Genomic DNA, 18,210 nt, shown 5'->3' with positions numbered 1-18,210 from the left:
TTGTCGAGAACTTCCTGGTATCCCGGCTTGGCACCGATATCGATCCCCGCGAGCCAGTTCGCTTGTGGAATGTCCGTAGGGAGAAGGGCCTTCTGCCGTTTCTGGGTGGGGGAGAACATTCGCGGAGGAATGAGCACCAAGGCGGGCAGGGCTGCATGCATACCGGATCAGGACCCGAGCGGGGAGAGTACATTCACTAGGCCGAAGAGGTCTTTGGGGTCATCGGGATTGGCGACCAGGTCAATATTCTCAAAGTAGGGGGAGCCGTCGATGGAGTCACGTAGGTAGCGCAGTGCGGAAAAGTCCTCTATAGCGAAGCCCACGGAATCAAAGATCGTTATCTGGTCGGCGGATGATCGCCCACTTGCCCTACCATTTAAGACCTCCCAAAACTCTGTGACGGAAAAGTCCGCTGGCATTTGTTGGATTTCTCCCTCTATGCGAGTCTGCGGGGTGTACTCGACGAAGACTCGTCCCATCGTCAAAATTCCTGCGTGAAGTTCGGTTTTGCCCGGGCAGTCTCCACCGATCGCGTTGATATGGACGCCCGGTCCGATGAGATCGGGGGTAAGTATGGTGGCGTTCACCTTGTCAGCCGTGCAGGTGGTAATGACATCCGCGCCGCGAACGGCATCGGCGGCGGACGAAGCGATTGTCACGTGGAATCCAAGGGGGGCGATGTTACGAACGAACTTCTCCATGGCGGCGTAATCTGTGTCCCATATCTGCAATCTGTCGATTCCAAGAGCTGCCCGGAAGGCCAAAGCTTGGAATTCAGCCTGGCTGCCGGTTCCTATCATGGCCATGACGCTCGAATCCGGCCGTGCTAATGCTTTAGCAACCATCCCCGAGGTTGCAGCTGTCCGCATTGCAGTCAGCAGTGTCATCTCTGTAAGAAAAGTGGGATATCCGTTGTGGACGTCAGCCAAGACACCAAAGGCCGTAACGGTCTGGAATCCGCGTGCGGGATTGGCTGGATGCCCATTCACGTACTTAAAACCGTAGGTTTCGTGATCACTGGTGGGCATCAGCTCGATTACTCCAAACGGAGTATGGCTGGCGACACGAGCAGTTTTGTCGAAGGACTCCCAGCGCCGGAAGTCATCTTCCAGGTAGCAGATCATTTCCGACATGATCCTCTCGGGTCCACGCTCCGCTGCCCATCGGATCATGTTCTGCACATCAACAAAACGCGTCATAGCGACTCCTCTACGGTTTGGAAATGGGGGTTCCACGAATCTACGTGCGTTGGTTAGCAATGCGCAATGCGCAAAACGTGCGCATCAGTCCGCGGGGTTAAGCAACATGCACCTTGACACTATGCACTCCGTCGTGCCTACTCATGCTTTCGCGGCAAGTAGAACAAGGCGCCGCCGGTGTTACGGGTTGTATGAAACTGCTGGCGATAACTTGCGAGGGGGCCCCAGCAACGCTTGTGAAGCATTATTGCCTGGACGGCGACGGTGCCCTGCTTGCTTTCAACTCGTCTCATTTTGCGCGGTAGCGTGCTCGCCGCGTCGGCGGTTCCCAAGTCATCACAGAACAGAGCTGAGCAGGTTGTCTCGCTGTTGACCGCGCCTTCCATGCTGCAGATTCTGCCAAGCAGCTGGTCGAAAGCACTGAGGCTTTCCGCGCCGAGTTCCGCCACGAGTTCCCAGCCGCCGTTAGTCGTATGAAGGGCCTGGATCTCCGGAAATCCCCTGAGATCCCGAATGACCTGATCGGTCAATCTTCGCGATGAGGGCTATGGCGTGGATCGCAAACGGGTCCGATCCTTCGCGCACTCTGACACTAAACCGCATGATTACTCCAGTGGCTAGCATCCGCTCAAGTCTGTTGTTGATCGTGGCGCGTGTGACACCAAGATTGCGCGCGAGGCTCGCGAAGGGTGTCCTGCCATCGTTGCGGAGTGCTCCAAGTAGTTCTCGGTCCAGGTCTGAAAGGGAGCCCCTGGACATAACTGAATCCAATTGCCTTACTTTGTTCAACTGATCGCGAAGCTCGTGGCAAGCATGCAGGGCATGCTGGACCTGACCCCTGCGAGGATCGTGGTATCGATTGACCGGCAACACATATTCGAGTGGTGCCGGCGGTTGCTCCAAGTGTCGAGTCGTCGACCTTCCACCGGCGGACAGGCTGTTCTGCAACAGGACCTTCTCGATGTTGAACTGCTGTGGGCGCCGGTTGCGACATGGAGGGTAAGGGTCGCGTCGAGAATTGACAGTAATTGTGGCCTCGGTCATACTGCCATAACGGGCGCTGATGAAAATGCCTTTTCCGTTGTGCGGAAGATCTGGGGTCCGCCCGACACCTAAGCGAGAGGTTCAGAAGGATGACCAAAAAAATGATTCTTGCGCGGCGTCAGCTGCTGCATTTGGGCGCTGCGAGTATCAGCGCTGCTGGGCTTGCAGCCATTTCTGCATGCGCAACTCCCGCCAGCAATGGGGCTGGCATAAGCGGTGAAAGCAACATGAAGTTCAAGCTTGTCGAGACAATGAAGCAGCGTGGGCACGCAATTCTTGGCATGGTCGACTCACCGCCATCCTCTTGGGTGCAGGCTGACGGAAGCGCGACAGGTTATAACGTTGAAATTGCTAAAAGGCTGTTGGCCAAGTACGACATTCACAAAATCGAGCCGTTCTCGGCCGAGTTTGCAGGAATGATTCCTGGGCTCCAGGCTGGTCGCATGGACATCTGCATAGCGGGTATGTTGATCACAGACGCGCGGTGCGAAACGCTTGCAATGTCTGCTGCGACAAACGCCATGAGCTTCAGCTTGCTGACCAAGGATGGCAATCCCGATGCGCTTAAGACCATAGCTGACGTGAAAAAGTCAGGCGCCAAGCTGGCAGTGGAGGGTGCTACTGCCCAGGAACGCATTGTGCGCGCCGAGCTAGAAGATTCGCAAGTTGTGATAGTTGGCGATCGGCAGGGAGGCGCTGACGCTGTCCGTATCGGCCGCGCAAACGCCTACGTTCTTCCCGTCAGTAGCGCAAAGCAAGTCGTCCAGGCCCCCGGAGCCCCCCTGACGATTGTAGAACGCGTGGCGGACATGCCGGTCATCGGTAGTGCGCTGGCAATGCGCACACAGGACGCGGATTTCGCTAACGCCTTCCGGGAAGACTTTAAGGAAATGGTTGCCTCGGGTGAATATGCCGAAATAATGAAAAAATTCGACTCGGACCCCACGACGCTCGATCTTCCCGGCGTGCAACTGACCTGCTGAGAAGAACATCAGGCATATGAGTATGAGAGAGTACTTCGAAATTGTGACCGGACCTCTCCTAACGGGGCTCGGGGTCACGCTGCAAGTCTTCAGCGGGGCACTTGTGGTGGCTACCGTCGTTGGGCTTCTTGTGGGCAGTGCGAGACTTTCGAGGTCCCGCACTCTCCGATACGCGGCAATCGGTTTCACGGAGTTTTTCCGAGGGACCTCGGCCTTGGTCCAGATGTTCTGGGTTTTCTACGCCCTGCCGCTAATGCTGGGGTTTCCGTTGCCGCCGCTCTGGGCCGCATGGGTTGTCATTGGGCTAAACGCTGGCGCCTACATGGCTGAAATGGTCCGCGGGGCGATTTCGTCCGTGCCTCATGGTCAGTTTGAGGCCGCCGTGGCATTGAACATTCCTCCGCGGACGCGGTTCCGCAGGATCGTGCTACCGCAGGCGGTACCGGTCATGGTGCCCAACTACATCAACGAAGCGATCACGATTCTGAAAGAGACCGCAATCGTTTCACTGATCGGCATATTTGATATGACACACATCGCTAAGACCCTGCGAACGGAAAACGGAAACTCTACCCTGATCTTCCTGACGATAGCCGTTATCTATCTCTGCATGGCACTCATCATTGCCGGGGCCGGGAAGGTCCTTGAAGCACGGGTAGACATTCGGCGTATCCCCAAGCACATGGACTCCTCACGTCCTGCGGCCCCGATGAAGGCTGAGGTGAACGCATGATTTGGGAATGGAATTACGCCTTCGAGACTGTGCCGGTCCTGCTCGAAGGGCTGGGGATGACGGTCTATATCACTGTTGTCGCTGCGGCTCTCGCCTTGATATTTGGGTTCATGTTGGCGCTGGTCAGGGTGCAGAAGGTTCCGCTCCTGTCCCAGATGGCGAGCCTCTACATTCAGCTCATACGAAATACTCCGCTCCTGGTGCAGGTCTATTTGTTCTTCTTTGCACTGCCGGAGTTCGGTTTCACAATTTCGCCGCTCTGGTCGGCCATCGTCGTTCTCGGGATGCAGACCAGCGCATATCTAAGCGAGATATACAGGGCCGGTATCCAGTCAGTCCCCCAAGAACAGTGGGACGCGTGTACAGCCCTGAACCTGCCGCGCTGGCGTGTTTGGACTCGGGTCGTCCTGCCGCAGTCTCTCGTGCCGATTATGCCGGCAATCGGAAACCACATTAATAGCCTTCTAAAACTGACGTCGTACGCTGCTGCGATCGGAGTCATTGAGCTCTTCGGTCAAGGCCTTCGCGTCGCGGAGTACACCTATAAGTACTTGGTACCACTGACCCTGGTCGGTTTCATCTATCTCCTGATCAGCATCACACTCACGGTTTTGATCCGCAGGCTGGAGATTCGGAATGATCGCCGAAGCCTCCAACGTATCGTATAACGCGCACGACCATGACTTTCGAAGGAAGCCTCCAAACATGCAACTCAACATGCAAGACAATGATTCACCTACAGTGGAGCGGCTGGTGAAGTCGGATTTGGTTCTGGACATTCAAGGACTCACCAAGAGCTATGGCCAGAACACTATACTCAACAACTTTTCTCTTGAGGTGAAGCGGGGTGAGAAGGTATCCCTTATTGGGCCTAGCGGTTCCGGAAAGACCACAGTGCTTCGCATTCTTATGACCCTCGTGAAACCGGACTCGGGCCTGATCCTGGTCAATGGGGAGCCACTCTGGCATGAACAGCGAAACGGTGAACTCGTAGAAGCCAGTCCGAAACACCTACGGAACATGCGTAATGGCATAGGAATGGTCTTCCAGCAGTTCAACCTATTCCCGCATATGACGGCTCTCGAAAACGTGACCGAAGCCTTGGTGCAGGTAAAAGGCCTGAACAAGGAGGCCGCGCGTGAGCGGGCGCGCACTGTGCTCGACTGGGTAGGCATGCTGCATAAGGAGGATTCTCGTCCTTGGCAGCTCTCCGGCGGGCAGCAGCAGCGCGTAGCGATCGCTCGAGCCATCGCTTTGGAGCCTGAGGTCATGCTCTTCGATGAGGTGACATCGGCGCTGGACCCTGAGCTCGTTGGAGAGGTGTTGTCAGTCTTGCGAGACCTCGCTGCGACAACGGACATCACAATGCTGTTGGTGACTCACGAGATGCGCTTTGCCGGGGATATCGCAGACCAAGTGGTCATGTTCGATCACGGCCGTGTTATCGAAAAGGGTACGCCTGACCAAGTACTTCGCAATCCGAGGGAGGAACGAACACGGTCCTTCCTAAGGGCGATCCTCGATGTCTAGGAAGGAGGGCAAGAAGAACATGCGTACTAGGGTGGATTCTCGCTTCTTGATCGCCACAATAGACGGCGAGCTTCAGATCATCGACCGAGGAGTTCTCGTATACGAGGGCGACACTGTCGTCTTTGTCGGACCGGACTACACGGAACCGTGTGACCGGACCATCGATGCCAGCAACCGAATCGTTTCCCCGGGTTTTATCTCCGCCCACACCCATATGGGGGGTGGCCCCTTCGACAGATCGCTCCGCGAGGATGTTTACGATTATTGGAAAACGGGGCTCTACGAAGTGCTCATGCCAATTCGAGCAGCGACGGACGCTGACGCAACCCGAACAGCGACACGGGCCACCATGCTGGAGCTGATGAAGAGCGGGGTCACTTCCGCGATCGACCTGGGCGCATCCTTTGAAATCACAGCACAATGCGCTCAAGAGTCAGGACTTCGCACCTTCATCGGACAGTACATTCGAACCTGGAACTGGGCTACCGACGGCATCGGTGTCACATTCGAGGCGGTAGGCGACGTCGAGGAGCAGAGGCTGCTCGACGAAGCAGTTTCCTTGGTTAGGCGTTTCAACGGAACCCACTCCAAGATCGAGGCCATTCTCGCACCGGCCCAAGTGGACACTTGTTCACCTGACCTGCTCCGGGAGATCGCACGTTTATCCAAGGAATTAAACGTGACGGTGCAGACACACGCCGCGCAGTCACCATCCGAGTTCGATGTCATCCTCAAACGCCACGGGAGGACTCCCATCGAATACTTGGACGACCTAGGTCTGATGAACGAACGCCTGATCATTGGACACGGACTCTTCCTGACGGGACACAGCTGGTTGAGATACCCGTATGGAGATGACCTCGGCATCATCGCCGAGAGCGGCGCAACCGTTGCGCATTGTCCTACTGTGTTCGAGCGACACGGTCAGGCATTGGAAAACCTCTATGAGTACAAGAAGCGTGGAGCCCGTGTTGCCCTCGGGCTCGATTCTGCCCCTCACTCCATGTTGGCGGAGATGCGGACCGCCGGTGCAATCGGCCGAGTTCTCGGGCGCAGCGAGGTTGCCGTTACTGGCCGTGATCTGTTTCACGAAGCAACCGTTGCCACTGCCGATGCGCTCGGGAGGAGTGACATTGGACGTCTCAGCGTCGGAGCGAAGGCAGATTTCGTGCTGTTTCGGACAGACACGGTTTCCATGACTCCGCTCAGAGACCCCATCCGAAATATCGTCCACCATGCCAGCCCGGCTGATATCGACTCGGTCTACATCGGGGGAGAGGCCACCATCGCAAACGGGAGACCGACCTATGCAGACGAGGCAGAAATCGCTGCCAAGCTCCAAGAGGCCGCCTACGGCGTGTGGAAGAAGTTTCCCAAAGCGCATCAGGCGGGTAAGAGTGTCGAGGATATCTCTCCGATGAGCGCGCCAAGTATTGTGGCGCAATGCAGAGCGAAGGACCAAGAAATTCTTAGTGCAAATGAAAACTAGGCCGCCCCGTCGCTTCCAGTTGTCTCAGCGCCGATCGCTTGGTTGACCTAAGCGTGACGTTGTCTGGGTCAACCTTCCGAACCCCCGAACCAGCTCTGGCTGGTTCGGCCGATGGCTTAACAATGTGTGCGGCAAGACGTCCCCGAGGGACCGTAGGTAACGAAGACGATCTTCAGCTCCCGCCGATTTGGAAACCCGTTGCCACGGCTCGGGGTGGCCGCGCAGGAGGCTACATAGCGTTGGCATCTCAAGCCCTGGGTTCGTGTCGGCGATGGACGAAAAGTGGGCCGTTTTGCAGGCGGCGGGGCTCAGCGGTCGTTGCAACGGTTATGGTTCTATCGCCGGTGAAGTCGGTCTAGCCAGGTGCTCCATGGGATTCTGCCAGCCCAGGACTTTGCGTGGCCTGTGATTGAGTTCAGCGGCGACCCTGGTGAGGTATTCAGGGCGGTGGGACCCCCGGTCTGTTCCTTTCGAGAAGTATTGCCGGAGCAGGCCATTACGGTTCGCGTTTGAGCCGCGCTGCCAGGGACTCGCTGGATCATAGAAATACACCGGAATCAGCGACTGCCCGTAAAATTCTGGTGGCAAGCCACCTCAGTGCCTGATTACGGGTCAAAGTACGGCGCAGGTGGTCGGGATCGGGCTCATCGAGTCAGCCAGCCGATCGCGCAGAGTCTCAGCACCACGGTTCCCTGCCAAGTGCATGAAGATGATGAAGCGCGTAGTTCGCTCGACCAGTGTGGCGATGGCCGAGCGACTCACTCCAATTATTAGATCGCCCTTCTTACGGTGTTGTTGTGGGTGATTTCGGAGCTGTCGTAGTGTTTCGATCACCCTCGAGCGGCGGGTATGGCACCGTTCTCCCTGCCGCTTGGACGGCTCACTGGGAATGGCCGCCTGCTGGTCCACGGCCAGGTCCAGGTTTCCGCGCCCACATAGCGCTGATAAACAGTCTCGGGCACGAGGTGCATCTCCGGTTGTCCCGGGAAATCAGCGCATAGACGGTTGCCTAGCTGGCGGGGGACTCCCGCGTTGCTTCAGACGTTCGCGCACGAACTCTTCAGCTCCGGTTGTCGGCGATCTTCCCGACGCGCTGGCGGCACCGTCTGCGTTCGGCACTGCGCTGAGCCGTCCGCGGACGGTAACTACCGGAGGTTGTGTATGTTCCGGCGGATCTCCCTGCTCACAGTCGACGGACTACACCCGAGCTCCCTGGCAATAGCACGGATGCTGCGCCGGCGTGCAGGAGATCCGCGATCGTGATCGGTTCCGATTCGGAGAGAAACCCGGCGGAGATCACGGCCGGCCTCTGACGCGCGATGGGAGCGTACTTCTTGATGTCTCCGGACTTCAGAACAAGCGAGTGGCCGTGCTGTCGTCTATGCAGACTTGGTTCTGTTCGAAGTTGTGCTCCGTGGGCCACCACCGGCCATGCCAGCTGTTGTGAGGTTCGCTCCCAGCTCCCCGGAGATGCGCTCACTTGCCTCTTTTACGGCGGCGACAAGTACTTCGCGTCGCTGCGATGACTCCACGCTTGACAGGGGCGCCACGATTGTGACGGCGTACGGCACCGCTCCCTCGGAGCTAAAGAGCGGCGCGGACACGGCCCACATGTGATTTTCCATTTCGTTATCGCAGATGTCGTAACCGGCAGCACAACTGCCGCGGAGATGAACCTTTAGCTCCTCCGCCGTCGTAATGGAGTTCTCTGTATATGCGGTAAAATCCGTCATATTCAGAAGCTCGTCGACGTCGCGTTCGTCTAGCTGGGAAAGGATCGCGCGGGCGGAGGAAGCCGCATTAAGCGGAAGTTTCGTCCCGACGTGGACGTGATGGCGCAGCGGGCGAGTCCCCTCGACGTAGTCAATACAGATCACGTCGCTACCAACCATCTGCGCCAGAAACGCCGTCTCCCCCTGCTGCCGAGAAAGACTTCGCAGTACGGGCGCTGTTGCGTCTCTGATCAGTTCTGTGCTCGGCTTTGAAACCAGAGCCCTCGCGGCCGGCCCAAGAATATACCGCAGCCCCTCGGTTCGAATCGCAAAATCCTTCTCTTCAAGGACCGCCATAAAGCGGTGGATGCTGGAAGCGGGAATTTCGAGTTCTCGGGAAATTTCAACCAGGGTCTTCCCGGAGCCCTCACCCGCGAGACTGCTAAGAATGTCGAGGGCTCGACGCACAGGCTGCATAAATACTCCTTGTGGCAGTGCTTTACTGAAGGTCGTTATGATTCCGTCCTATGGAAAGATACCTACCACGATATCCCAAAAACTGAGAGGCGGTTCCCAGCGAGGCCCGGAAGGTCACTCCCGCGCTCTGGAACCTCTTCGGAATCGGGCCCCCTGCGGGAGTCCGGAAATCATTCGGAACGACGAAGTAAGCCCTTCGAGCTTAGATCAATTGTGGGGCCCATGCCGCACGCCCGGCAGCCCCCTTGCCTCCCAACTGACTACGATCTTCCGCGTCCCATAGCGCCCGAACTTGTCCGCAACCTACATTAGGAGCCGTTACGCCATGAGCCTTCGGTATTACGACGCCCAAGCAGTATTTTCATTACTTACGTACGAACGCGCGATAGACGCGATCGCGGGCGCCCTGATCAACGCTGTCGATCCTGAACTTGAATCGCCACGTCTTTTCGCTAGCGCTCCTCAAGGAGAGTTCCTGCTGATGCCGGCCGAGGGAGCAGCTTTCTGCGGGGTGAAGGCACTCACGGTGGCACCACAAAATCCGCTCCGAGGCCTTCCCAAAATCCAGGGATTGTACTTGCTCTACACGGCCAGCACGCTGGAACCCGTTGCAATCCTGGATGGTGCGGCTCTTACTGCCATTCGTACGCCGGCGGTTGCCTTCTGCGCGGTTCGAGTGCTTGCTAGCATCGCCCGAGCGGGTCATGCGCTTCCAGCCTCGCCTCGGGTGCTGGTTTTCGGCGCAGGTACCCAGGCTTTGGGGTGCCTCCTGGCTGCCCGGGCCGTACTTCCAGACGCTAGGTTCGAAGTCATAGGGCGCAGTGATGCCGGACTTTCACGGCTCCGCACTCAGACAGACGAGCATGGTATCGATTTTCACGACAGGCGATCAGACGTTGAGACCGCCGTAGCCACTGCAGATGTCATCGTTTGCGCAACCACCTCCACTCTGCCACTTTTCGACGGTAAGCTCGTGAAGGCGTCTGCTATCGTCGCGGCCATCGGCACACACGGAAAGCGCGCTCGAGAGATTGACGACGGCCTGGTTTCCCGGGCCGACGTTATCGTTGAAAGCCGAGCGTCAGCGGAACGCGAAAACGGAAACCTTAGTAGCTATTACAGCTCCGATGATTGGCGGACTCGTCCCCCCGCAAATCTTAGGGAGTTGATCCGTGGCGAAGTGAAGCGGAGGCCCGGCCGCCCGGCTGTCTACACCGGCGTTGGCATGTCTTGGGAGGACCTCGTTTGTGCTACTGCTGTGCACAGTTCGCTGAATCAAGGAGGCCAAGACCTTGTATCCGAGCGCTAGCTGCACGAGAGGAGAACTCAATGCGCACTTTGCGAGTAGTGCAGGAACGACTTGAGCTTCAGGGAAACACGGCAAGCTTCGTTCGTCGTCAGGCCGCGAGCAGCCAATGGAGAGCGCTGCGCTGACGATCCTGCAAGGAATAACCCTCGCTGTTCTCACTAGGTACGACAGGATCCGTTGGTTTTCGGGGATAACAGCAGACCTGACGGACGAGCCCAGTAAGTCTCGCTTCTGCAGCAGAAAGTTGCCAGGGGGCGCCCAAGAGGCAAATCCAAAGCGTCATGCTCGCTCTCGCCACCTTTCAGGTCCTAGTGGATAGATTGACGGCGCATGAGCTCGACCCATATATTGCTATATATGGAAGTGCCTATTCCATGGCACGGAAGGATTCTCATGGGGCAAAACGTACTTCAAACCCTCAGTGAAGACAATGGGGGCGCTATCCAAGATCCACGCACCCGTCGGCGTGAGGTCGCACAGGACCTGATTGCGATCGCCTACCGGCAGGGCGTCTTTGTCGCCGCCAACGGGGTGGTATCGGACTACCATCTAGATCCCGCCCTTTTCATGACAAAACCGACCCTGCTTCGGAGGCTCGGAAGCCTTCTTGCCGAGCAGATCGACACGGACGTCGATCGGATCGCTGGCCGCGAACCCGGATCTGCCGCGCTTGCCATCGCCACTGCGCTTCATACCGGTCTCCCGTACGTCTCTCTCCGACCAACGTCTCCGGAATCCAGTTCCTCAACGGTGTGCGGGGAACTGCACGCCAATGAGCGGGTAATTTTAATCGAAGATGTTCTCAGCTCCGGCTCTCACGCCCTGCGTGGCGCACGGACCCTGACCGAAAGCAACGCCACGCTCGTCGCGGTCCTGGGCGTCATTGACCGCGGCGAAGGTGCCACAGAGGCGCTTACTGCGGCGGGAATCACCTACATGCCGATGTTCGCCATGGACGAACTCGCAAAGAGGCATGCTGTCTCTCGCCATTCAACATCCCTTGCTCAGGGAGGCCAGCGTGACATCTGACGCAGAAGCTGCAGTAGTAGTGCAAATTGGAAACGCCAGTTCCCGTCGAGTACGGGAACGGCTTGATGCGCTGGCGCAACTGTCCGAACCGGGACCGGGAGTGAGCCGGCTTTGCTACACCCAGCTGGAGCGCGAGGCGCATGACCTGTTCGGCCAATGGATGCGGGAAGCCGGTTGTACCGTGGAGACCGACCCTGCCGGGAACACCATTGCAACCCGGCCAGGCACTGAGAAGGACCTCGGCGCGCTCGGAACAGGCAGCCATTTGGACTCGGTCTACAACGGAGGCTCCTTCGACGGCACCGTCGGAGTGGTCGCAGGTGTTGAGATCGCGCACCTGCTTCAGGAAGCAGATATTCACACCCGTCACCCGCTCAGATTCGTGGCCTTTGCCGGCGAAGAAGGCGCCCGCTTTGGGCAGGCATGCATCGGGTCGAAGCTGGCCGCGGGAATGACAAGCTTGAACGACCTGAACACTCTGGCCGACCGGGATGGAATTACGCTGGCAGCCGCCATGCGGTCCGTTGGGCTGGATCCGGTCAAGGCGGCTGCCACCCCGTGGAAACCGGATGAATGGAGCGCCTTTGTTGAACTGCACATCGAGCAAGGCAGTGTTCTGCAAGACACGGGTAACCAGATCGGCCTCGTTGACCTCATTTCGGGTTCAACCCGGCTCCAGATGACCCTGTCGGGCCGCCCATCACACACAGGAGGCACACCCATGCGGGGGCGGGCAGATGCCCTCGTCGCAGCCTCTGAATCCGTACTCTTCGCCGAACACCTCGCCTTGGACTCGGCGCACCGCGGCACCCGGGCAACTGTCGGGAAACTGACAGTAGAGCCTAACTCCATCACGACCATTCCAGGGAACGTAGCCCTGGCCTTGGACGTGCGGGACATCGACGCCGACCGGCAACGCGAAGCAGCCGTAACAATCGTCCAGCGGACGCTGGCAGCCTGCAAACGGCGGAACGTTGGACTAAGTGCGTAGCTGCTCGCAGACACCTCGCCGGTGGTTCTACCGATGTTGATCAGAGAACACATCGCCGAGGCGGCCAAGTCTGTAGGAGCCTCCTATCGGGTCCTGACCTCAGGAGCCAGCCACGACGCCCAAATGATCAACACCATTGTTCCAACCGGCCTGTTGTTCGTACCCAGCAAGGGCGGGCTTTCCCACGTCCCGGAGGAATGGACAGAAGCCCCGGAAATCGCGGTAGGCATTGACGTACTGGCCGCTACCTTCTTCAACCTCGATTCAACCCTGAACGCCTAACGGCGAAGCTTCCCTATACATTAGGAGTACAAACATGCGACTACTGGTTCGCAACGGAACCCTGGTCACCGAAAACGGCCTCGTCGAGGCCGACGTTCTCTGCGTCGATGGAGTCATCGGCGCGATCTATGAACACGGCCGGGAAGTCGAAGCCGACGAATCCATCGACGCGGCCGGGAAACTGATCTTCCCGGGCTTCATCGACCCCCACGTCCACTCCCGTGATCCCGGTAACACCCATAAAGAGACGTTTCAGCGTTCCACGCTCGGGGCTCTTTGCGGCGGACTAACCACCATTCTGGAAATGCCGAACGCCGTTCCGGCCGTGTCCACCGCTGAAATTTTCGCCGAGCGCCGTGCCCAGCACGAAGAAGTCGCATGGGTAGACTTCGGCCTGTGGGGCCTGGCCCTTGGCCCGGAAAACGACGAGGAAATCCCCAAGATGTTCGAAGCAGGAGCAGTCGGGGTGAAATTCTTCTGGGGCTACGCACTAGACAAGGAAACCAAGAGCCTTATCTACAACTTCGCTGCAGCACCGCCCGAAAGCCTGTTGCTTCCGCCGGAAAACGGCGAAGTCCTGAAGATGTTCGCCACCGCCGCCCGCACCGGAGGCGTCCTCGCTGCACACTGTGAGGACCGGCACGTGCTTGCTTCTTCCGCCGCAGCGCTCGGACACCCCATCCGCACCTACGATGACCTCTTGGCTGCCCGCCCGGCCGTGGCCGAAGCAGTCTCCATCGCCGTCGGCGCACAATTTGCCCGCGCAACGAGCTGTCGCTTCCACGTGGTGCACATGGCCTCCGAAGAAGGCGCAACCGTCGTCCGCGAAGCACAGGCGGCCGGAATCCCTGTCACGGCCGAAACATGCCCGCAGTACCTCACCCTGACCGCAGACGACGCGGAAGAACTCGGACCACTCATGAAGGTCTACCCGCCCGTGCGCCACAAGAGCGACCAGGACACCCTTTGGAAGGCCATCCAAGAAGGCAGCATCGCTTCCATAGGTTCGGACCACGCACCCCACCTAGTTGCAGAGAAGATGGCAGGGTTTGAGGACGCTCCCGCCGGCGGTCTCGGAGTGGAAACAATTGTCCCCTTGCTCGTAGACGCGATGGTCACAGGCAAGATAACGCCCGAACGGCTCGCTGAAGTGCTGTCCACGTCAACCGCTTCCATCTACGGAATTTACCCTCGCAAGGGCTCCCTGCAGCTGGGCACCGATGCCGACATGACAATCGTCGACCCGACCGGAACAACAGTCATCCGCAACGAAGACATGCACGCCCTCAACCCCGTCACCACTTGGGACGGCTGGGAACTTCGGGGCTCCGTTGATGCCAGCATTATCCGTGGCAAGGTCGCCATGCGTGATGGCTCACCGGTTGGGGAACGCCGTGGCATCTTCATCCCGGCCGCGCACACCGCACGGATCGAAGACGCAGCAGAGGTAGCCCCTGTGGGAGCGTCGTGAACCATGACGACCTGGCCACAGTCATAAGGGCAGCGACCCGAGTCGTGCATGCACGGAATGCTGCCGAAGTGTCGGCACGAACCCGTTACGTCCTGGCCGACACCGTCGCCGTGGCCTTGGCCGCCGGCCGAAGGCCGCAGGCGTTAGCCCTGGTCCAGAGCAACCCCCTCACGGGGACCTGGAGACATGAACGACGGACATTCCACTCTCCTGCCACCCTCTTGACCGGGTCAGGCGGGTGGGCGCAGCCGGACCGGGCCGCCTTCGTTAACGGATCCATACTCTGCGATCTCGAGCTGGACGAAGGCGTACGGCCAACCGGGCACCCCGCAGCCCACGTACTTCCGGCAGTGCTAGCCGCTGGCGAGGCCTTGGACTCCTCGCTTGGAGATGTACTGGACTCCCTCTTGGTCGGCTACGAAATTGCGGCCTATCTTTTCGAAAGCTTTACACTGGCGGAAGGCATCCACCCGCACGGACACCTCGGCGCCATCGGCGCGGCCGCAGCGGTCGCCCATCTTCGGGGAGCCAACCCTGTCCCGGCCGCCTTGGTTGCAGCAACGGCGCAGCTGGTCACAACATGGGGAGCCTGCAGGGAAGGCGCCTCAGGGCGCAACACCTGGACCGGTCATGCAGCACAGACCGGCCTACTGGCAAACCATCTGGCCGACGCCGGCTGGGAAGGCAGCGCCGACGTACTGACAACAGCCTTTAATGGGCGCATCGCGTTTCGAACAAGGTGCAGTGCTGCCCTCGGTGGACTCGCCCAGGATCCTGAACGGCTATTTCAAATTCTTCTCAGCGTGTGCGTTGACCCACACAAGCATCGAGGCAGCACTCGAATTGGCGCCACTGAGAGGCAGCGACATCGCAGCCGTGACAGTACGTACTACCGCGAACAACCTCAAGGTCGCCACGAGTCCTGGCCAGCGGGCTCTTTCGCGTCGGTTCTCCATTCCGTTCGCCGTAGCTACGGCCCTGACACGAGCCTCGGCCGACGCAACTGACTTTGATGCACCAGATCCGAGCGCCTTGGAGCTTGCCCAAAGGGTAACCGTCGAGGAGAAGCCAGAATTTACAAAAATGTGGCCGTCCGCCGCGCCGGCCGAAGTTCTGGTCACGCTAATAAACGGCACGACAATCCGGGGCTACTCCGACAACGCCAGGGGTACGGCCGCCAGGCCTGTCGGCGGGGAGGAACTGCGAGACAAGAGCGCTGCCCTGCTGGGAGACTCAGGGGCAGTTTGGGACTCACTAACCAACGCCGCTGACTCCTCACCAGTGGCAGAAGTGATGTCGGCGGCGGTGTCCCTAGGGAGACACTTGGCCTAAGGCATAAGCCTCCGCGCCGACGTAGCTGACACAACGTGCTGCCCGCATCTTTCAAAAACGGTGTCGGAAAGCCGCCCGGCCTGCGCTTCACACTTGAAACCCAGGCTGCTGCTCTTTTCTGAAGGAGGCGCAGCGGTACCTTCCATCCAACCCAAATAACAAAACAGACCCGGCAAGGAGACCGCTCATGGACGACACCACCTCCCATCTCTTGGAGATTGCACGGCAAAACGCATCATCCGAGGAAGCAACACGCATCACTTCTCTGCAAAGCCCTACAGTTGCCGAAGTGCTAGGGCGCTCCCTGGCCTCCGTATTGAAGGGCATCGCCGCGGATGTTGTGATCGTTTGGGATCAAGTTGAAACAAGCGTACTCGGGCATGTCGTGTCCAGAGAACTGGGCTCCGACCTAGTGTATGCCTACTCTGTCGAAGGATCCCTGGATCTTTCCGCTCCTTTAGCGCCGGGCTCCTCCTGCGTCCTTGTCAGCTACGACTGGACGGAATCACACGGACTTGATGCACTGCTGCGTCTCACCAAATCGCGTGGGAGCACCGTCAGCGGTATAGGGGCAATAGTGCAGCCGAATGGTCATGGACCTGCCGTCCACGTCATCGCTCAGTCCTGTTAGTGCCAGCATCCGACGGCGTCATCCCGACAGTTAGTGGCAGGGTTGGCGGAGCCTGCTAACGAGGGTGAATATCCAGGTACGTTTTCAGCTCGCGGGTGATCCTTGTCGTGCCGTCTCACGGACACAAACCAATTTCCGGTTCACAAACTCGTCCATGCCATAACGGCCGAGTTCGCGCCCGACCCCCGAGCGCTTGACGCCGCCGAAGGGCAGTTCCGCGGAGCTTCCCTCGGCTTCAATCATGTGAACCCACCGTTCCGGTGGCGGGGTTGGTCACCTTGTACATGTTGGTTCCCTTTCGGGGTCGGAAGTTGTTACGGTGCTCACGGTTCGATGAGGGCCTCGTCGGCGATGACGTGGATGAGCGCACTCACCCTTCGTACGGTTTCGCCGTGGCCATCGCTCAGGCCGTGCCCAGTCCGAGGACCCCATCAAAATTGTGGGGATCCTCGGCGGTCCTTCGGTCAGAGGTCCTCGTCCACGTCGAGCGGGTGTGGAACGGTGGAGATGGTACCGGTGAGCGGCCGACCTTCACGGATCAGCGCCCGCTTACGTATCTGCCAAACGATGCCGAGCAGCAGGAACCAGACGGGAGTAGCCAAAGTGGCCCAGCGGGTTCCTTCGCTGTATATGAACGCGCAGAGCAGGAGGACGAAAAAGGCAAGGACAAGCCAAGGAGCCAGGCGGGCGAAGGGTACCCTGAACCGGGATGCGGCGTGCCGCTCGGGGTGCCGCCGCAGGTACACGATGTAGCTGACAACGATGGAACCCCACGTAAACAGCACGAGGGTGGCGCACATCGTCGAGACGAAATCAAATGCGACAACAACCCCGTCACCTGCGTAGAGCAGGGGGATCGCGGTGAAAAGCAGCACCGCCGTGACAAACACAGCTCGGGTCGGCACTCCACGGGCGTCGGTAAGGGCGACTCTTGCAGGGGCATGTCCATCCTTGGCAAGTCCGAAGAGCATCCGAGTTCCGGAGTAGACGCCCGAGTTTGCGCTGGATGCGGCGGAGCTCAGGACGACAAGGTTGATGATGAGGGCTGCGGGGACGAACCCGGCAAGCAGGAATGTCTGGACGAAGGGGCTCTTACCCGGCACGAGTTCGGTCCACGAGGTAATACTCATGATGATGGCGAGAGAGCCGACGTAGAAGATGAGGATGCGTACCACGATCGAGTTGATCGCCTTAGGCAGATTCCTCCGCGGGTTTTCAGTTTCTGCTGCCGCAGTTCCGACGAGTTCGACGCCGATGAACGAGAATACGCCCATCTGGAATCCGAGCACGAAACCGCTCAGCCCCATCGGGAACATGCCGCCCTGATCCCAGAGATGGGTGATTGAGGCCTGGAAACCGTTGTGGGTGAAACCGGTCAGGATAAGCACAGCGCCGACAGCGATCAGCGCGAGGATGGCGACAATCTTAATGATCGCAAACCAAAATTCCATCTCACCGAACCACTTCACGGGCTGCAGGTTGAGAAGCAACAGCAGGACCCCTGCGCAAAGGGCCGGAATCCACAAAGGGATCTCCGCCCAAAAGAACTGCGTGTATGCGACGATCGCCGTGATGTCGGCAACACAGGCGATCACCCAGGAGAACCAGTAGTTCCACGAGACGAAGAAGCCGGCCCAGGGGCCCAGGAGGTCCTTGGCAATGTCACCGAAGGTCTTGTAGTGCAGGTTCGAGAGTAGCAGTTCGCCGAGCATCCGCATGAAGAGGAAGACGAAGAAGCCGATGATGGCGTAGACGAAGAGAATCGACGGACCGGAGACCGAGGCGAGGCGCCCCGATCCCATGAACAGGCCAGTGCCGATCGCCCCGCCGATCGCGATGAGTTGCAAATGGCGGTTCTTCAAGCCGCGGCGCATCCCGTCATCCGAAATGGCCCCTTCCGGACCAAACCGGGTCGATGTGGGTTGCGTTTGTGGCATGGTGCTCTCCTCTGAAAGTGCATTTTGCGCAGCCTTGCGCGTGCAATTGGCCCTTGAAACC

At 58.9% G+C, this 18,210-nt stretch carries 18 protein-coding genes and 2 pseudogenes; 13 read left to right on the top strand and 7 right to left on the bottom strand.

Going from position 1 to position 18,210, the window contains the following annotated elements; all coding sequences use genetic code 11:
• Positions 1-167 precede the first annotated feature (167 nt).
• The 3 genes from ACHMXB_RS21905 to ACHMXB_RS21895 form a co-directional block, all read right to left on the bottom strand.
• Complete coding sequence (locus ACHMXB_RS21905; protein WP_395405835.1) at positions 168-1,199, bottom strand: ornithine cyclodeaminase; 1,032 nt, start codon at positions 1,197-1,199, stop codon at positions 168-170.
• Between the two features lie 137 nt (positions 1,200-1,336).
• Positions 1,337-1,729: an Lrp/AsnC ligand binding domain-containing protein gene (locus ACHMXB_RS21900; protein ID WP_395405833.1), complete on the bottom strand. Its 393-nt coding sequence runs from the start codon at positions 1,727-1,729 to the stop codon at positions 1,337-1,339.
• Positions 1,665-1,958: an Lrp/AsnC family transcriptional regulator gene (locus ACHMXB_RS21895; RefSeq protein ID WP_395405975.1), complete on the bottom strand. Its 294-nt coding sequence runs from the start codon at positions 1,956-1,958 to the stop codon at positions 1,665-1,667. Before ACHMXB_RS21895 ends, ACHMXB_RS21900 begins: the two co-directional genes overlap by 65 nt.
• A 374-nt stretch (positions 1,959-2,332) precedes the next feature.
• Here ACHMXB_RS21895 and ACHMXB_RS21890 point away from each other — a divergent pair, with 374 nt between their 5' ends.
• From ACHMXB_RS21890 to ACHMXB_RS21870, 5 genes are read left to right on the top strand one after another with little or no spacing between them, the layout of a single operon-like run.
• Positions 2,333-3,226, top strand: coding sequence for a transporter substrate-binding domain-containing protein (locus ACHMXB_RS21890; RefSeq protein ID WP_395405831.1), 894 nt, complete (start codon positions 2,333-2,335; stop codon positions 3,224-3,226).
• A 16-nt stretch (positions 3,227-3,242) separates the two neighbouring features.
• Positions 3,243-3,959 carry an ectoine/hydroxyectoine ABC transporter permease subunit EhuC gene (gene ehuC, locus ACHMXB_RS21885; RefSeq protein ID WP_395405829.1) on the top strand — a complete coding sequence of 239 codons (717 nt, stop codon included), beginning with the start codon at positions 3,243-3,245 and terminating at the stop codon, positions 3,957-3,959.
• Positions 3,956-4,627, top strand: a complete 672-nt coding sequence (locus tag ACHMXB_RS21880; RefSeq protein ID WP_395405827.1) for an amino acid ABC transporter permease — start codon at positions 3,956-3,958, stop codon at positions 4,625-4,627. The genes ehuC and ACHMXB_RS21880 overlap by 4 nt, the downstream gene beginning before the upstream one ends.
• A gap of 49 nt (positions 4,628-4,676) precedes the next feature.
• Positions 4,677-5,489, top strand: coding sequence for an ectoine/hydroxyectoine ABC transporter ATP-binding protein EhuA (gene ehuA / locus ACHMXB_RS21875; RefSeq protein ID WP_395405973.1), 813 nt, complete (start codon positions 4,677-4,679; stop codon positions 5,487-5,489).
• The gene (locus ACHMXB_RS21870; RefSeq protein WP_395405825.1) at positions 5,482-6,978 is read left to right on the top strand and encodes an amidohydrolase family protein; all 1,497 of its coding nucleotides are present in this window, start codon (positions 5,482-5,484) and stop codon (positions 6,976-6,978) included. The genes ehuA and ACHMXB_RS21870 overlap by 8 nt, the downstream gene beginning before the upstream one ends.
• Before the next feature lie 1,145 nt (positions 6,979-8,123).
• Here the strand turns inward: ACHMXB_RS21870 and ACHMXB_RS21865 are convergent.
• Positions 8,124-8,198, bottom strand: a complete 75-nt coding sequence (locus tag ACHMXB_RS21865) for a helix-turn-helix domain-containing protein (RefSeq protein WP_395405971.1) — start codon at positions 8,196-8,198, stop codon at positions 8,124-8,126.
• Between the two features lie 159 nt (positions 8,199-8,357).
• A complete protein-coding gene (locus ACHMXB_RS21860; RefSeq protein ID WP_395405823.1) occupies positions 8,358-9,167 on the bottom strand; it encodes an IclR family transcriptional regulator in 810 nt (269 codons plus the stop codon).
• Positions 9,168-9,492: 325 nt separating this feature from the next.
• Between ACHMXB_RS21860 and ACHMXB_RS21855 the strand changes: the two genes are divergently transcribed.
• The 8 genes and pseudogenes from ACHMXB_RS21855 (at position 9,493) to ACHMXB_RS21820 (ending at position 16,212) form a co-directional block, all read left to right on the top strand.
• A complete protein-coding gene (locus ACHMXB_RS21855; protein ID WP_395405821.1) occupies positions 9,493-10,476 on the top strand; it encodes an ornithine cyclodeaminase family protein in 984 nt (327 codons plus the stop codon).
• A 393-nt stretch (positions 10,477-10,869) separates the two neighbouring features.
• The gene (locus tag ACHMXB_RS21850) at positions 10,870-11,505 is read left to right on the top strand and encodes an orotate phosphoribosyltransferase (protein WP_395405819.1); all 636 of its coding nucleotides are present in this window, start codon (positions 10,870-10,872) and stop codon (positions 11,503-11,505) included.
• Positions 11,495-12,496, top strand: a complete 1,002-nt coding sequence (locus ACHMXB_RS21845; RefSeq protein ID WP_395405817.1) for a Zn-dependent hydrolase — start codon at positions 11,495-11,497, stop codon at positions 12,494-12,496. Before ACHMXB_RS21850 ends, ACHMXB_RS21845 begins: the two co-directional genes overlap by 11 nt.
• 33 nt (positions 12,497-12,529) lie before the next feature.
• Positions 12,530-12,778 (top strand): M20/M25/M40 family metallo-hydrolase, encoded by a 249-nt coding sequence (locus ACHMXB_RS21840; RefSeq protein ID WP_395405815.1) that lies wholly within the window; start codon positions 12,530-12,532, stop codon positions 12,776-12,778.
• Between the two features lie 34 nt (positions 12,779-12,812).
• On the top strand, positions 12,813-14,249 hold the full coding sequence (locus ACHMXB_RS21835; protein ID WP_395405813.1) for a dihydroorotase family protein: 1,437 nt from the start codon (positions 12,813-12,815) through the stop codon (positions 14,247-14,249).
• Positions 14,246-14,944: pseudogene (locus tag ACHMXB_RS21830) on the top strand (MmgE/PrpD family protein); the annotation flags it as partial. The gene ACHMXB_RS21835 and the pseudogene ACHMXB_RS21830, both read left to right, overlap by 4 nt.
• 49 nt (positions 14,945-14,993) lie before the next feature.
• On the top strand, positions 14,994-15,581 hold the full coding sequence (locus ACHMXB_RS21825) for a hypothetical protein (RefSeq protein ID WP_395405811.1): 588 nt from the start codon (positions 14,994-14,996) through the stop codon (positions 15,579-15,581).
• Between the two features lie 187 nt (positions 15,582-15,768).
• Positions 15,769-16,212 carry a hypothetical protein gene (locus ACHMXB_RS21820; RefSeq protein ID WP_395405809.1) on the top strand — a complete coding sequence of 148 codons (444 nt, stop codon included), beginning with the start codon at positions 15,769-15,771 and terminating at the stop codon, positions 16,210-16,212.
• 84 nt (positions 16,213-16,296) lie between these two features.
• On the opposite strand, the pseudogene ACHMXB_RS21815 reads toward ACHMXB_RS21820, so the two are convergent.
• Positions 16,297-16,461, bottom strand: a pseudogene (locus ACHMXB_RS21815) (aldehyde dehydrogenase family protein); the annotation flags it as partial.
• A gap of 215 nt (positions 16,462-16,676) precedes the next feature.
• On the bottom strand, positions 16,677-18,149 hold the full coding sequence (locus ACHMXB_RS21810; protein ID WP_395405807.1) for an amino acid permease: 1,473 nt from the start codon (positions 18,147-18,149) through the stop codon (positions 16,677-16,679).
• Between the last annotated feature and the right edge of the window lie 61 nt (positions 18,150-18,210).

Source organism: Arthrobacter sp. UC242_113, from assembly GCF_044054585.1.
Classification (GTDB): domain Bacteria; phylum Actinomycetota; class Actinomycetes; order Actinomycetales; family Micrococcaceae; genus Arthrobacter.
This window is presented reverse-complemented; position numbering and strand designations above follow the sequence as displayed.

What these genes read in the sequence shown, in the direction of transcription:
- ACHMXB_RS21855 (WP_395405821.1), top strand. Translation starts at nt 9,493, where the DNA reads ATGAGCCTTCGGTATTACGACGCCCAAGCAGTATTTTCATTACTTACG.
- ACHMXB_RS21850 (WP_395405819.1), top strand. Translation starts at nt 10,870, where the DNA reads ATGGGGCAAAACGTACTTCAAACCCTCAGTGAAGACAATGGGGGCGCT.
- ACHMXB_RS21895 (WP_395405975.1), bottom strand. Translation starts at nt 1,958, where the DNA reads ATGTCCAGGGGCTCCCTTTCAGACCTGGACCGAGAACTACTTGGAGCA.
- ACHMXB_RS21880 (WP_395405827.1), top strand. Translation starts at nt 3,956, where the DNA reads ATGATTTGGGAATGGAATTACGCCTTCGAGACTGTGCCGGTCCTGCTC.
- ehuA (WP_395405973.1), top strand. Translation starts at nt 4,677, where the DNA reads ATGCAAGACAATGATTCACCTACAGTGGAGCGGCTGGTGAAGTCGGAT.
- ACHMXB_RS21835 (WP_395405813.1), top strand. Translation starts at nt 12,813, where the DNA reads ATGCGACTACTGGTTCGCAACGGAACCCTGGTCACCGAAAACGGCCTC.
- ACHMXB_RS21820 (WP_395405809.1), top strand. Translation starts at nt 15,769, where the DNA reads ATGGACGACACCACCTCCCATCTCTTGGAGATTGCACGGCAAAACGCA.
- ACHMXB_RS21890 (WP_395405831.1), top strand. Translation starts at nt 2,333, where the DNA reads ATGACCAAAAAAATGATTCTTGCGCGGCGTCAGCTGCTGCATTTGGGC.
- ACHMXB_RS21860 (WP_395405823.1), bottom strand. Translation starts at nt 9,167, where the DNA reads ATGCAGCCTGTGCGTCGAGCCCTCGACATTCTTAGCAGTCTCGCGGGT.
- ehuC (WP_395405829.1), top strand. Translation starts at nt 3,243, where the DNA reads ATGAGTATGAGAGAGTACTTCGAAATTGTGACCGGACCTCTCCTAACG.
- ACHMXB_RS21905 (WP_395405835.1), bottom strand. Translation starts at nt 1,199, where the DNA reads ATGACGCGTTTTGTTGATGTGCAGAACATGATCCGATGGGCAGCGGAG.
- ACHMXB_RS21840 (WP_395405815.1), top strand. Translation starts at nt 12,530, where the DNA reads ATGTTGATCAGAGAACACATCGCCGAGGCGGCCAAGTCTGTAGGAGCC.
- ACHMXB_RS21810 (WP_395405807.1), bottom strand. Translation starts at nt 18,149, where the DNA reads ATGCCACAAACGCAACCCACATCGACCCGGTTTGGTCCGGAAGGGGCC.
- ACHMXB_RS21870 (WP_395405825.1), top strand. Translation starts at nt 5,482, where the DNA reads ATGTCTAGGAAGGAGGGCAAGAAGAACATGCGTACTAGGGTGGATTCT.